General features: G+C 69.5%; 16 protein-coding genes. 14 read left to right on the top strand and 2 right to left on the bottom strand.

The window, feature by feature from the left end; genetic code table 11:
- Positions 1–174 precede the first annotated feature (174 nt).
- The 8 genes from J8M51_RS15035 to J8M51_RS15000 are packed head-to-tail and all read left to right on the top strand — an operon-like array spanning position 175 to position 6,795.
- Positions 175–915: a helix-turn-helix transcriptional regulator gene (locus J8M51_RS15035; RefSeq protein WP_086758925.1), complete on the top strand. Its 741-nt coding sequence runs from the start codon at positions 175–177 to the stop codon at positions 913–915.
- Positions 912–2,336 carry a Fe-S cluster assembly protein SufB gene (sufB, locus tag J8M51_RS15030; RefSeq protein ID WP_086758927.1) on the top strand — a complete coding sequence of 475 codons (1,425 nt, stop codon included), beginning with the start codon at positions 912–914 and terminating at the stop codon, positions 2,334–2,336. The genes J8M51_RS15035 and sufB overlap by 4 nt, the downstream gene beginning before the upstream one ends.
- 54 nt (positions 2,337–2,390) lie before the next feature.
- On the top strand, positions 2,391–3,620 hold the full coding sequence (gene sufD / locus J8M51_RS15025) for a Fe-S cluster assembly protein SufD (protein ID WP_216587096.1): 1,230 nt from the start codon (positions 2,391–2,393) through the stop codon (positions 3,618–3,620).
- Positions 3,617–3,952, top strand: a complete 336-nt coding sequence (locus J8M51_RS15020) for a non-heme iron oxygenase ferredoxin subunit (RefSeq protein ID WP_086761589.1) — start codon at positions 3,617–3,619, stop codon at positions 3,950–3,952. The genes sufD and J8M51_RS15020 overlap by 4 nt, the downstream gene beginning before the upstream one ends.
- Positions 3,953–3,959: 7 nt before the next feature.
- A complete protein-coding gene (sufC, locus tag J8M51_RS15015; RefSeq protein WP_086761591.1) occupies positions 3,960–4,724 on the top strand; it encodes a Fe-S cluster assembly ATPase SufC in 765 nt (254 codons plus the stop codon).
- Positions 4,721–5,977, top strand: a complete 1,257-nt coding sequence (locus J8M51_RS15010) for a cysteine desulfurase (protein ID WP_086761593.1) — start codon at positions 4,721–4,723, stop codon at positions 5,975–5,977. The genes sufC and J8M51_RS15010 overlap by 4 nt, the downstream gene beginning before the upstream one ends.
- An 18-nt stretch (positions 5,978–5,995) precedes the next feature.
- On the top strand, positions 5,996–6,466 hold the full coding sequence (gene sufU / locus J8M51_RS15005; protein WP_086761595.1) for a Fe-S cluster assembly sulfur transfer protein SufU: 471 nt from the start codon (positions 5,996–5,998) through the stop codon (positions 6,464–6,466).
- Positions 6,463–6,795, top strand: coding sequence for a metal-sulfur cluster assembly factor (locus J8M51_RS15000; protein WP_005477879.1), 333 nt, complete (start codon positions 6,463–6,465; stop codon positions 6,793–6,795). The genes sufU and J8M51_RS15000 overlap by 4 nt, the downstream gene beginning before the upstream one ends.
- Before the next feature lie 73 nt (positions 6,796–6,868).
- On the opposite strand, the gene J8M51_RS14995 is transcribed toward J8M51_RS15000, so the two are convergent.
- Complete coding sequence (locus J8M51_RS14995; protein ID WP_267299210.1) at positions 6,869–7,795, bottom strand: AbfB domain-containing protein; 927 nt, start codon at positions 7,793–7,795, stop codon at positions 6,869–6,871.
- 322 nt (positions 7,796–8,117) lie between these two features.
- On the opposite strand from J8M51_RS14995, the gene J8M51_RS14990 reads away from it, so the two are divergent.
- From J8M51_RS14990 to J8M51_RS14965, 6 genes are all read left to right on the top strand, one after another.
- On the top strand, positions 8,118–8,438 hold the full coding sequence (locus tag J8M51_RS14990; RefSeq protein ID WP_086760674.1) for a DMT family transporter: 321 nt from the start codon (positions 8,118–8,120) through the stop codon (positions 8,436–8,438).
- Positions 8,438–8,974, top strand: a complete 537-nt coding sequence (locus J8M51_RS14985; protein ID WP_086760676.1) for a TetR/AcrR family transcriptional regulator — start codon at positions 8,438–8,440, stop codon at positions 8,972–8,974. The genes J8M51_RS14990 and J8M51_RS14985 overlap by 1 nt, the downstream gene beginning before the upstream one ends.
- Positions 8,975–9,278: 304 nt before the next feature.
- Positions 9,279–10,268 (top strand): 2,3,4,5-tetrahydropyridine-2,6-dicarboxylate N-succinyltransferase, encoded by a 990-nt coding sequence (dapD, locus tag J8M51_RS14980; protein WP_086760678.1) that lies wholly within the window; start codon positions 9,279–9,281, stop codon positions 10,266–10,268.
- A gap of 115 nt (positions 10,269–10,383) precedes the next feature.
- A complete protein-coding gene (locus tag J8M51_RS14975; RefSeq protein WP_086760680.1) occupies positions 10,384–10,608 on the top strand; it encodes a hypothetical protein in 225 nt (74 codons plus the stop codon).
- A 163-nt stretch (positions 10,609–10,771) separates the two neighbouring features.
- Positions 10,772–11,329, top strand: a complete 558-nt coding sequence (locus J8M51_RS14970; RefSeq protein ID WP_086760682.1) for a SigE family RNA polymerase sigma factor — start codon at positions 10,772–10,774, stop codon at positions 11,327–11,329.
- A complete protein-coding gene (locus J8M51_RS14965; RefSeq protein ID WP_086760684.1) occupies positions 11,326–12,552 on the top strand; it encodes a hypothetical protein in 1,227 nt (408 codons plus the stop codon). The genes J8M51_RS14970 and J8M51_RS14965 overlap by 4 nt, the downstream gene beginning before the upstream one ends.
- Here the strand turns inward: J8M51_RS14965 and dapA are convergent.
- Positions 12,533–13,468: a 4-hydroxy-tetrahydrodipicolinate synthase gene (dapA, locus tag J8M51_RS14960; protein ID WP_179203344.1), complete on the bottom strand. Its 936-nt coding sequence runs from the start codon at positions 13,466–13,468 to the stop codon at positions 12,533–12,535. The two genes, J8M51_RS14965 and dapA, sit on opposite strands and share 20 nt — an antisense overlap.
- Between the last annotated feature and the right edge of the window lie 53 nt (positions 13,469–13,521).

Genomic DNA, 13,521 nt, shown 5'->3' with positions numbered 1-13,521 from the left:
GGGGTGCCGGCCGGGTGTGGCAGTGTTCCGGGGCGGCCCTCGGGGCACCGCCGGTTTGATCGATCAGTGATCGTTTCCGCAGGTCAGCTTAGGTTTACCTAAGTGATGTACGGCACCGCCCGCCCGGCCGGACGCGGCTTGCCCCTGTCTGAGGAATTACGCAACAATGGCGTTGTGAAAAACGTTGGCGAGGCTCCGCAGGAGGAACTCGCGGCAGGGTTGCGGTCGGACCGGTCCACACGCAACCGGGTCGCGCGCTCCATCCTGTCCCACGGTCCCTCGACCGTGGCCGACCTCGCCGGGCGTCTCGGGCTCACCCAGGCGGCCGTCCGCCGGCATCTCGACTCGCTCGTCGGCGACGACGTCGTACAGCCCCGTGAGCAGCGCGTCTACGGCGCGCGTACGCGCGGGCGACCCGCCAAGGTGTTCGCCCTGACGGACTGCGGACGGGACGCCTTCGACCAGTCGTACGACAAGCTGGCCGTGGACGCGCTCCGCTGGATCGCGGACCGGGAGGGCGGGGAGCAGGCGGTCGCCGCCTTCGCCCGCGCCCGGGTCGCCGCCGAGTCCGGCGCCTACCGCGCGGCCGTCGAGGCCGCCGACCCCGAACAGAAGACCGAAGCCCTGGCCAAGGCCCTGAGCGCCGACGGGTACGCTGCTACGGCACGCAGTGCCCCCCACCCCCACCAGGGTGAGCAGCTCTGCCAGCACCACTGCCCGGTGGCCCATGTGGCCGAGCAGTTCCCGCAGCTCTGCGAGGCCGAGACCGAGCTCTTCGCCGAACTGCTCGGTACGCACGTCCAGCGGCTGGCCACCATCGCCCACGGCGACGGCGTCTGCACGACGTTCATCCCCAGAGTTTCCAAGTCAGCCACCAACGCATCCGCAAGCACGGCCGGGAGGAACCCCGCATGACTCTCCCCATCGAGGAGACAGCCCACCCCGAGCTCGAGGGCCTGGGTAATTACGAATACGGCTGGGCGGACTCCGACGAGGCCGGCGCCTCTGCCAAGCGTGGCATCAACGAGGACGTCGTCCGGGACATCTCCGCCAAGAAGAACGAGCCGGAGTGGATGACCAAGCTCCGCCTCAAGGGCCTGCGCCTGTTCGAGAAGAAGCCCATGCCGAACTGGGGCTCGGACCTGTCGGGCATCGACTTCGACAACATCAAGTACTTCGTGCGCTCCACGGAGAAGCAGGCGGAGTCCTGGGAGGACCTGCCCGAGGACATCAAGAACACGTACGACAAGCTCGGCATCCCCGAGGCGGAGAAGCAGCGCCTCGTCGCGGGCGTCGCGGCCCAGTACGAGTCCGAGGTCGTCTACCACCAGATCCGTGAGGACCTGGAGGAGCAGGGCGTCATCTTCCTCGACACCGACACCGCCCTCAAGGAGCACCCGGAGCTCTTCAAGGAGTACTTCGGCACCGTCATCCCCGTCGGCGACAACAAGTTCGCGTCACTGAACACCGCGGTGTGGTCCGGCGGCTCCTTCATCTACGTGCCGAAGGGCGTGCACGTCGAGATCCCGCTCCAGGCCTACTTCCGTATCAACACGGAGAACATGGGCCAGTTCGAGCGGACGCTGATCATCGTCGACGAGGACGCCTACGTCCACTACGTCGAGGGCTGCACCGCCCCGATCTACAAGTCGGACTCGCTGCACTCCGCGGTCGTCGAGATCATCGTCAAGAAGGGCGCCCGCTGCCGCTACACGACCATCCAGAACTGGTCGAACAACGTCTACAACCTGGTCACCAAGCGCGCCGTGGCGTACGAGGGCGCGACCATGGAGTGGATCGACGGCAACATCGGCTCCAAGGTCACCATGAAGTACCCGGCCGTCTACCTGATGGGCGAGCACGCCAAGGGCGAGACCCTCTCCATCGCCTTCGCGGGCGAGGGGCAGCACCAGGACGCCGGCTCCAAGATGGTCCACATGGCGCCGAACACCTCCTCGAACATCGTGTCGAAGTCCGTGGCCCGGGGTGGCGGCCGTACGTCCTACCGCGGTCTGGTCGAGATCGGCGAGGGCGCGCCCGGCTCCAAGTCGAACGTGCTGTGCGACGCTCTGCTCGTCGACACCATCTCCCGCTCGGACACCTACCCGTACGTCGACGTCCGTGAGGACGACGTGTCCATGGGCCACGAGGCGACCGTCTCCAAGGTCTCCGAGGACCAGCTCTTCTACCTGATGAGCCGCGGCCTCAGCGAGTTCGAGGCGATGGCGATGATCGTGCGCGGCTTCGTCGAGCCGATCGCGAAGGAGCTGCCCATGGAGTACGCGCTGGAGCTCAACCGCCTGATCGAGCTGCAGATGGAAGGCGCGGTCGGCTAAGCGACCGCCGTCTCCGTCAAGTCACTTACGTAGGAAGAGAGCAGACCGACAGCCATGGCTGAGGCTCAGAACGCCCCCACCCTCGAATCCACTCGGGCGGGGGGACCCCCACCGATGGGGTCCACCACCGCCGGCGCGGTGGCCGTTGCCGCCGAGTCGACCGTCGCCACGCGCATGAGCGCGCCCCCGTCCTTCGACGTGGCGGACTTCCCGGTCCCGCACGGCCGTGAGGAGGAGTGGCGGTTCACCCCGCTGGCGCGGCTGCGCGGGCTGCACGACGGCACCGCCGTCGCCGACGGCCCCGGCCTGAAGGTCGACATCCAGGTGCCCGAAGGCGTCACCGAGGAACTCGTCGGCCGGGACGACCCGCGCCTCGGCCGGGCCGGCACCCCCGTGGACCGCGTCGCCGCCCAGGCGTACTCGGCCTTCGAGCGGGCCGGTGTCGTCTCCGTCCCCAAGGAGACGGTCCTCACCGAGCCGATCCGGATCGCCGTGCACGGCGAGGGCGGCGTTGCCTACGGGCACCAGCTGATCGAGCTGGGCGACTTCGCCGAGGCCGTCGTGGTCATGGACCACACCGGTGACGCGGTCGTCGCCGCCAACGTCGACTTTGTCCTCGGCGACGGCGCCAAGCTGACCGTCGTCTCCGTCCAGGACTGGGACGACACGGCCGTGCACGTGGCCCAGCACAACGCCCTCATCGGCCGGGACGCGAGCTTCAAGTCCGTCGTGGTCACCTTCGGCGGCGACGTCGTACGCCTCCACCCGCGCGTCTCCTACGCCGGCACCGGCGGCGAGGCCGAGCTGTTCGGGCTGTACTTCACGGACGCCGGCCAGCACCAGGAGCACCGCCTCCTGGTCGACCACAACGTCCCGCACTGCAAGTCCAACGTCGTCTACAAGGGCGCGCTCCAGGGCGAGGGCGCCCACGCCGTGTGGATCGGCGACGTGCTGATCGAGGCCAAGGCCGAGGGCACCGACACCTACGAGATGAACCGGAACCTCGTCCTCACGGACGGCGCCCGGGTCGACTCGGTGCCGAACCTGGAGATCGAGACCGGCGAGATCGTCGGCGCCGGACACGCCTCCGCGACCGGCCGCTTCGACGACGAGCAGCTCTTCTACCTGATGGCCCGCGGCATCCCGGCCGACGAGGCCCGCCGGCTGGTCGTCCGCGGCTTCTTCGCCGAACTGGTCCAGCAGATCGGTGTGGACGACATCCAGGACCGCCTCCTCGCGAAGATCGACGAGGAGCTGGAGACCGTGTCTGGATCGGGCCGATGACCACCGTCGACCATGCCCGTTTCGTACGGGCCTGTGGACTGAGCGAGCTGGAGGAGGACACCCCCAAGCGGGTGGAACTCGACGGCACGCCGGTCTCGGTCGTACAGACCGAGGGCGAGGTGTTCGCCATCCACGACATCTGCTCGCACGCGAACGTCTCGCTCTCCGAGGGCGAGGTGGAGGACTGCCAGATCGAGTGCTGGCTGCACGGCTCCGCGTTCGACCTCAGAACCGGCAAGCCGTCCGGCCTTCCCGCGACGCGCCCCGTCCCCGTATACCCCGTAAAGATCGAAGGGGACGACGTGCTCGTCTCCCTCACCCAGGAGTCCTGAGGCACCCATGGCAACGCTTGAAATCCGAGACCTGCACGTCACCGTCGAGGCCGACAACGCCACGAAGGAGATCCTCAAGGGCGTCGACCTCACCGTGAAGCAGGGCGAGACGCACGCCATCATGGGCCCCAACGGCTCCGGCAAGTCGACCCTCGCCTACTCCCTCGCGGGTCACCCGAAGTACACGATCACCGGCGGCACCGTGCTGCTCGACGGCGAGGACGTCCTGGAGATGTCCGTCGACGAGCGCGCCCGCGCGGGCCTGTTCCTGGCGATGCAGTACCCGGTCGAGGTCCCCGGCGTCTCGGTCTCCAACTTCCTGCGCACCTCCGCCACCGCCATCCGCGGCGAGGCCCCCAAGCTGCGCACCTGGGTCAAGGAGGTCAAGGAGGCCATGACGCGCCTCAACATGGACCCCTCCTTCGCCGAGCGCAACGTCAACGAGGGCTTCTCCGGCGGTGAGAAGAAGCGCCACGAGATCCTTCAGCTGGAGCTGCTCAAGCCGAAGGTCGCGATCCTCGACGAGACGGACTCCGGTCTGGACGTCGACGCCCTTCGTATCGTCTCCGAGGGCGTCAACCGCGTCCGCGAGACCGGCGAGGTCGGCACCCTGCTGATCACCCACTACACGCGCATCCTGCGCTACATCAAGCCCGACCACGTGCATGTGTTCGCGAACGGCCGGATCGCCGAGTCGGGCGGCCCGGAGCTCGCCGACCAGCTCGAGGCCGAGGGCTACGACAAGTACGTGAAGGGTGGCGCATCCGCGTGACACAGCTGCCGGGCCTCCTCGACACCGAGGCGATCCGCAAGGACTTCCCCATCCTGGACCGCCAGGTCCACGACGGCCGGAAGCTCGTGTACCTGGACAACGCGGCGACCTCGCAGAAGCCGCGCCAGGTGCTGGACGCCCTGAGCGAGTACTACGAGCGCTACAACGCCAACGTCCACCGCGGTGTGCATGTGCTCGCCGAGGAGGCCACGGCACTGTACGAAGGCGCGCGTGACAAGGTCGCCGCCTTCGTCAACGCGCCCAGCCGCGACGAGGTGATCTTCACCAAGAACGCCTCCGAGTCGCTGAACCTCGTGGCGAACATGCTCGGCTGGGCCGACGAGCCCTACCGGGTGGACTCCGAGACCGAGATCGTCATCACGGAGATGGAGCACCACTCCAACATCGTGCCGTGGCAGCTGCTCTCGCAGCGCACGGGCGCGAAGCTGAAGTGGTTCGGGCTGACCGACGACGGCCGCCTCGACCTCTCCAACATCGACGAGATCATCACGGAGAAGACGAAGATCGTCTCCTTCGTGCTGGTCTCCAACATCCTCGGCACGGTCAACCCCGTCGAGGCGATAGTGCGCCGGGCGCAGGAGGTCGGCGCCCTGGTCTGCATCGACGCCTCGCAGGCCGCGCCGCACATGCCGCTGGACGTCCAGGCCCTCCAGGCCGACTTCGTGGCCTTCACCGGCCACAAGATGTGCGGTCCGACCGGCATCGGTGTGCTCTGGGGCCGCCAGGAGCTGCTGGAGGACCTGCCTCCGTTCCTCGGCGGCGGCGAGATGATCGAGACGGTGTCGATGCACTCGTCGACGTACGCTCCCGCCCCGCACAAGTTCGAGGCGGGCACCCCGCCGATCGCGCAGGCGGTCGGTCTGGGCGCGGCGATCGACTATCTGAACTCCATCGGCATGGACAAGGTCCTCGCCCATGAGCACGCGATCACCGAGTACGCGGTGAAGCGGCTGACGGAGGTCCCGGACCTCAGGATCATCGGCCCCGCCACGGCCGAGGACCGGGGCGCGGCGATCTCCTTCACGCTCGGTGACATCCACCCGCACGACGTGGGCCAGGTCCTCGACGAGCAGGGCATCGCGGTCCGGGTCGGCCACCACTGCGCCCGCCCCGTCTGCCTGCGGTACGGAATTCCCGCGACCACCAGGGCGTCGTTCTATCTGTACTCCACGCCGGCCGAGATCGACGCACTGGTCGACGGCCTGGAGCACGTACGGAACTTCTTCGGCTGAAGGGCGTGAGCTGAGACCGTGAAGCTGGACTCGATGTACCAGGAAGTCATCCTGGACCACTACAAGCACCCGCACGGGCGGGGCTTGCGGGATGGCGACGCCGAGGTGCACCACGTGAACCCGACGTGCGGCGACGAGATCACCCTGCGAGTGAAGTACGACGGCACGACCGTCGAGGACGTGTCGTACGAGGGCCAGGGCTGCTCGATCAGCCAGGCGTCGGCCTCCGTGCTGAACGACCTCCTCGTCGGCAAGGACCTCGCCGACGCGCGGAAGATCCAGGAGACCTTCCTGGAGCTGATGCAGTCCAAGGGGAAGATCGAGCCCGACGACGCGATGGAGGAGGTGCTGGAGGACGCGGTCGCGTTCGCCGGTGTCTCCAAGTACCCGGCACGGGTCAAGTGCGCCCTCCTCAGCTGGATGGCGTGGAAGGACGCGACGGCCCAGGCGCTGGGCGCCGACGCCGACGCCGAAAGGAAGACGGCATGAGCGAGACCCTGGAGATGAAGCCGGCCTCCGAGGAGGAGGTCCGCGAGGCCCTGTACGACGTCGTCGACCCCGAGCTGGGCATCGATGTCGTCAACCTCGGCCTGATCTACGGCATCCACATCGACGACGCGAACATCGCGACGATCGACATGACCCTGACCTCCGCGGCCTGCCCGCTGACGGATGTCATCGAGGACCAGGCGAAGTCCGCCACGGACGGCATCGTCAACGAACTCCGTATCAACTGGGTCTGGATGCCCCCGTGGGGCCCCGACAAGATCACCGACGACGGTCGCGAGCAGCTCAGGGCGCTCGGGTTCAACGTCTGAGCGACGACGCGTATGAGTGTGGCCCCCGGCGCATCGCCGGGGGCCACACTCATACGCGCGGTGGTGGCTCCGCTCAGGAGAAGCCCTTCACCAGGTTGAACGTCGCGTCCGCGTAGAACTGGCCGCCGTATTCCGCGCGCTCCAGGCGGAGCTGGAAGTTGCGGTGGCGGACGTAGTAGCCGCGGTAGTTCACCGACTCCAGCATGACCGAGCCCGAGTAGCCGGAACGGGGGCAGAAGGTGGCGTCCTGCTTGAACAGCTGTGAGCCGTCGTTGCCGGACGCGCGGAGCACGAAGTTCTGGTGGCGCACGTAGCGGCCGTCCGCCATACGGAACGAGTAGCAGGAGGAGTTGGCGAGGCCGGAGACCACCTTGAAGGAGGAGTCGTCCTTGGTCTCGCTGCCGCTGCGGGAGCTGACCTGGTCCAGCTGGATCACGCCGTTGCGCAAGTGCCAGTAGCGGTCCGGGTAGTTGGCGGACCGGACGGACTTGCGCGTGGTCGAGGTGGACGGCGGCTTCTTCGGAGGCGACGTCGTCTTCGACGGCTTGGCGGTCGGCTTGGAGCCGCCCTGCTGCTTGTCGTCGGACGAGTCGGAGTCCTTGGAGCCGGCGGAGCCCTTGCCCTCGTCCTTGCCCCCGTCGCCCGTCGCGTCGCCCTCGGAGCCCTGGGGCTCCGACAGCCCGCTCTTGCCGTCCGGCGCCGAGGTCGCCGGGGGCGAGGTGGGCGGGAGGGAGAGGGAGGGGAGGATCCGGTCGTCGGCGGCGGTGGTGGTGCCGTTGCGCTCCGACGAGTCGTCAGGTCCCGAGCCCTGCAAGGTGATCGCGGTCACGCAGGAGGAGACCACGGCCAGGGCGAGGGCACCGGCCAGCCAGAGGCGGCGGGTGCCGGGTATTCGGGTGTCGTTCGGGGCGACACCCGTCTCCCACACCTTCGCGGATCTGAGCACCGGAAGGTGGGGCGTGTTCTGGTCCGGATCAGGTCCGGGCTTCTGTGGCGGCATGCGCGGTTCCTTCAGCGTCGCCAGGTGCGGACGCGAATCGTCATGGGTTGACAGGGAGGAGCCAGACGCGACCCGGTATGCGAGATTTTCAAGATCATCACATTCGGGAGCTTGACCGTTGAAACATTAGTGGACCGAGTGACGCCCGGGGACCCCTTTCAGTGAGCGCTTCCATAACGGAACGGCCCCGAAAGGGGGGCCTCTTGAGGGTCGGTGTGGCTCAATTCGGCCCATAAGCAGGCCTGTCCGCACGATGTGCGCGCGATGTGTGCTCACACGTGTGATGTGTACAGCCGTACGCATCATGTGTACGCTCGTACACATGGGATATCTGTTGCTCGCCGGCGCCATAGCCGCCGAGGTGGCCGCCACCACCGCCATGAAGTACAGCGAGGGCTTCAGCAGGCTGTGGCCGTCACTGGTCACCGGTGTGGGGTACGTCGTCTCCTTCGTCCTGCTCGCCCAGGCGCTCAAGACGATGTCGATCGGCACGGCGTACGCGATCTGGGCCGGCGTCGGCACCGCGACCGTCGCCGCGCTCGGGCTGGTGCTCTTCGGGGAGGGCCTGAGCGTCTCCAAGGTCGCCGGAATCGCGCTGATCATCGCGGGAGTCGTGGTGCTGAACCTGGGAGGCGCCCACTGATGGCCCGGCGCTATGACCCCGAGCGACGGCAGCGGATCATCGACGCCGCGATCCGGGTCGTGGGGGACAAGGGCATCGCCGGGCTGAGCCACCGGAGCGTGGCCGCCGAGGCGGACGTACCGCTCGGCTCGACGACGTACCACTTCAAGACCCTCGACGATCTGATGGTGGCCGCGCTGCGGCAGGCCAACGACGGCTTCGCGAGGACCGTCGCCGCGCGCGAGGCGCTGCGCGACCCCGGCACCGACCTCGCCACCGAACTGGCCGCACTCGGCGGCGACTGGCTCGCCGGCGACCGTACGGGCCTGGAGGTCGAGTACGAGCTGTACCTCGCCGCGCTGCGCAGGCCCGCCCTGCGGCCCGTCGCCGACGAGTGGGGCCGGGGCTTCGCCGACTGCCTCGCCGGCCGCACCGACCCGGTGACCGCGCGCGCCCTCGTCGCGCTGCTCGACGGGATCTTCCTCCAGGTCCTGCTCACCGGGGCGCCGTACGACGAGGAGTACACACGGGAGGTGCTGGCCCGGGTGATCCCGTGAGGGGGCTCGCTCCGGGGAGGGGAGCGGTGGTGGCGGGCGGGAGCGCCGCGGGTTCTTCGCGCGCCCGGCGCGCTGTCCGGTCTCACGCCGGTCTCACGCCGGTCGATCATCTGGTCGAGGCCGCCGCCGGGTACCGGGCCGTCGTCGTCCGTCACGGCGGCGATGACGACGGCGATGGAGATGACGACGGCGTGTGCGACGCCGCGCGGGTCCTCCGGCCCAGTATGTCCGTATCGTGCCCGGCACCTGAGACGCCCGCAGCGCGGGTTGGCCCGTACCGGCTTCGGGCGGTTAGGTTGCCCTCATGACCGATACGACTGCTCCTCGTACCACCGGCGCCGTGGCCGCCGGCCTCGCCACGATCGCCGCCGACGGCACCGTCCTCGACACCTGGTTCCCCGCGCCCGAACTCAAGTCCGAGCCGGGCCCCTCCGGCACCGAGCGGCTGACCGCCGGGCGCGCCGCGGAGCTGCTGGGCGGTGGCGCGACCGCCGCGATCGGTCAGGACGCGCGCCGGGGCGTCGAGGTCGTCGCGGTCCGCACGGTCATCTCCTCGCTCGACGAGAAGCCGATCGACACGCACGACGCCTACCTGCGCCTGCACCTGCTCTCCCACCGTCTGGTGAAGCCGCACGGCCAGAGCCTGGACGGCGTCTTCGGCCTCCTCGCCAACGTCGCCTGGACCTCGCTCGGCCCGGTCGCCGTCGACGACATCGAGAAGGTCCGCCTCAACGCCCGCGCCGAGGGCCTGCACCTCCAGGTCACCTCGATCGACAAGTTCCCGCGCATGACGGACTACGTGGCCCCCAAGGGCGTCCGGATCGCCGACGCCGACCGGGTCCGCCTCGGCGCGCACCTCGCCGAGGGCACCACGGTCATGCACGAGGGCTTCGTCAACTTCAACGCGGGCACTCTCGGCACGTCGATGGTCGAGGGCCGGATCTCCGCCGGTGTCGTCGTCGGCGACGGCTCGGACATCGGCGGCGGCGCCTCCACCATGGGCACGCTCTCCGGCGGCGGCAACGTCATCATCTCCATCGGCGAGCGCTGCCTGATCGGCGCCGAGGCGGGCGTCGGCATCGCGCTGGGCGACGAGTGCGTCGTCGAGGCCGGCCTCTACGTCACCGCCGGCACCCGTGTCACCATGCCCGACGGCCAGGTCGTCAAGGCCCGCGACCTCTCCGGCGCCTCGAACATCCTCTTCCGCCGCAACTCGGTCACCGGCACGGTCGAGGCCCGCCCGAACAACGCGGTCTGGGGCGGCCTCAACGAGATCCTGCACAGCCACAACTGACCACCGGCACACCCCATAAGGGTTGCTCGGCGTGACCTCCTCGTGGTGCAGGCAGATGAACTGTCGGACGCAGTGTCCTATCAGTGGCCGAACCGATGAGATGAGGGACCGAGGCATGAGGAACGACCGGGCGAGGACCGTGGCGCGAGCGGCCGTGGCAGGGCTGGCCACGGTGCTGCTGTGCGGGGTGGCGGCGGGAGCCGCGCACGCCGACGAGACCAACAGGGCCTCGCACAACGGTCCCCGGATCGGGCTCGTCAACGTCGGTCAGGTCGACGACCCGATGGAGGACGTGCTGGAGCACACCCTGCTGTTCGGTGACGGGTACCGCTGGGGCTGACCTCCGGGTCCGCCGAACGGGGCCCGCACGCGCTGCACGCGCGTGCGGGCCCCGACCGTTTTCCGGACCGTTATCGGCGGGACGGCATAGCCGCGGGCCGGTCCGCGCGTCACAGGGAACACAGGGGCGGGACACGGAGTCCGCCGGAGAAGAGAAGGTGACGATGGATGCCGCGGGGCAGGAGAGTTTCCGGGAATTCGTGGCCGGGCGGTCGTCGGCCCTGCTGAGGACGGCCGTGCTGCTGAGCGGCGGCGACCGGCACGCCGCCGAGGACCTGCTGCAGAACGCGCTGATCAAGGCCGCCGGGCGCTGGCAGCGGATCGACGAGCCCGAGGCGTACGTACGGCGGATCCTCTACCGGCAGCAGGTCAGCCGGTGGCGGCTGAAGTGGCGGCGCCGCGAGCTGACCGTCGCCGAGCCGCCCGAGAGCGCCGGTGCCGCGGACGGTGCCGCGGGGGTCGAGCTGCGGCTCGTGATGCGCGGGGCGCTGGCCCGGCTCACCGACCGGCAGCGGACCGTGCTGGTGCTGCGGTACTTCGAGGACCTGCCCGAGGGCGAGGTGGCCCGGATCCTCGGGTGCTCCGTCGGGACCGTCCGGTCCACCACCCACCGCTCGCTCGCCCGGCTGCGCGAACTCGCGCCCGAACTGGCCGCGCTCGGGCCCGCGGCGGCCGAGCAGGAGCCGTCCCGTGACTTGTCGCCCGTGGAGGTGCGTCCGTGAACGTCGATGAACTGGTGCGTGCCTCCCTGCGGGAGCAGGCCGCCGAACAGCCGCCCCTGGCCCGGGATTTCGCCGACCGGGTGCTGACCGTACGGCGTCGGCGCCGCAGCCGTACGCTCGCGGGCACCGCCGCCGCCACGGCCGCGGTCGTGGCCGTCGCGGTGGGTGTGCCCCTGCTGACCGGTGGCGGGGACGAGGTGCGTCCCGCCAGCGAGATGAACAGGAGCGACATCATCGGTCACCCCGACCAGTCGCCGCCGAGGAACATGATCGCGGCGGGGGACACCGCGCTCTCCGCGTTCTATGTGCGCAAGGCGGTCAAGCAGCCGGGCGGCGACATCGTCAACACCCGCGTGTACGGCCTTCTCGACCAGAAGACGGCCGAATACCGCAAGACCAGGTGGGCGTTCCTGGACGTCGCACCCGGTATGCGCACCGCCGCCGTGCTGGAGGGTGAACTGCCCGCCAGGCGGATCGGGCTGCTCGACATGATCACAGGCAAGGTGGACCGCTGGATCCCCGTGGACCACGGCGTCGCGTCGGTCGAATTCTCCCCGGACGGCACCAAGCTGGTCGCGACCACCTACTCCAAGAACCCCGATCGCGACTTCGCCGACCATCCGCAGAACGTCAACGGCAAGGAGGTACCGGGCCCCGTGCCCAGCCGTACGGGGTTCTCCGTCGTGGACGTGGACTCGGGTGAGGCGACCTGGCACAAGGCACCGCAGTGGAAGGACGAGTGGGGCTACGTCTACAACAGCCGGGACGACGTGGAATGGAGCCACGACGGCCGGTCCGTCTTCTCGCGCACCGGGGAGAAGCCGTACCGGCAGTACTACGACCTGAACGGCGACAAGATCGGCGTACCCGCGTCCGAGAAGTACGTGAGCTACGCGGAGGCCGGTCTGTCGCCCGACGGGAAGCTGATCGGGGGCGAGTTCGCCGGGGACGGGGAAGAGATCTCCTCCGAGATCGTCGACGCGGGCACCGGTAAGAGGGTCACGACGGTACCGGGTCAGCAACTCCTGGCCTGGGCGGACGACGAGCGGGTCATCGCCTGGGGCTGCGACCCCAAGAGGTGCAGCGGCAAGGGCGAGTTCCGCAACCAGCTCATCCTTCTCACCGTCGGCAGCGACAAGGTCGTCCAGCTCAGCGGCTTCCGCAAGGCGTCCGCCGACTACCCCGGCCGCTGGATCCCGGTGTTCACCGAACGCTGGAGCTGACCAGTTCCTCGTACGCAGCCAGCAGCCCGTCGGTCACCTCCTGACCGGCGGGCCGCAGCGGTGCGCGGACCGGGCCGGCGGGGAGGCCGAGGCGGTTCAGGAGCGCCTTCGCCGTGACGGTGCCGGGCAGACCCGAGGACATCATCAGCCCGGTGAGCGGGATCGTCCGGCGCTGGAGGCGGGCCGCCCCGGCGGTGTCCCCCGCGTCGAAGGCGTCGAGGACCGCCCGGAAGGGGCCCGGCGCCGCGTTCGCGACCGTGCCGATGAAGCCGGACCCGCCGAGCGCGTACAGCGCGAGGGCGTACTCGTCGCAGCCCGTGTAGTACGCCAGCTCCGTCTCGGCCAGCACCCGCTGGGTGCCGAGGAGGTCGTACGCGCAGTCCTTCACCGCCACGATCCGGGGGTGGGCCGCCAGCCGGATCATCGTCTCGGGTTCGATGCGGGTGCCGGTGCGGCCGGGGATGTCGTACAGGGCGAGCGGCAGCCCCGAGGCGTCGGCGAGGTCGCGGAAGTGCGCCTCGACCGCGTCCTGCGGGGGCCTGCTGTAGTACGGCGTGACCGCCAGGAGGCCGTCCGCGCCCGCCTTCTCGGCGGCCAGCGCCAGTTCCACGGTGTGCCGGGTGTCGGCGGTGCCCACCCCGGCCACGATCACCGCCCGGTCGCCGACCGCCGCGCGCACCGCGCGGATCAGCTCCGCCTTCTCCGTGTCCGTCGTCGTCGGTGACTCGCCCGTCGTACCGGAGAGCACAAGACCGTCGCACCCCTCCGTCACCAGCCGGTCGGCCAGCCGCTGGGCCCCGTCGAGGTCGAGCGCCCCGGACGCGGTGAAGGGCGTGACCATCGCGCAGAGGGCACGGCCGAAGGGAGTGGGGCGGTGGGTGCGGTGCGTGCGGTGGGCGTGGTGAGTGGTGGTCATGGGGGTAGTCTCGGGGCGGCCACTGTGAAGCTCCACTTAATTCTGCTACGGGA

It is taken from the genome of Streptomyces griseiscabiei, assembly GCF_020010925.1.
GTDB lineage: Bacteria > Actinomycetota > Actinomycetes > Streptomycetales > Streptomycetaceae > Streptomyces > Streptomyces griseiscabiei.
Note: the sequence above shows the minus strand (reverse complement) of the source record. Positions and strands in the feature narration are given on the sequence as shown.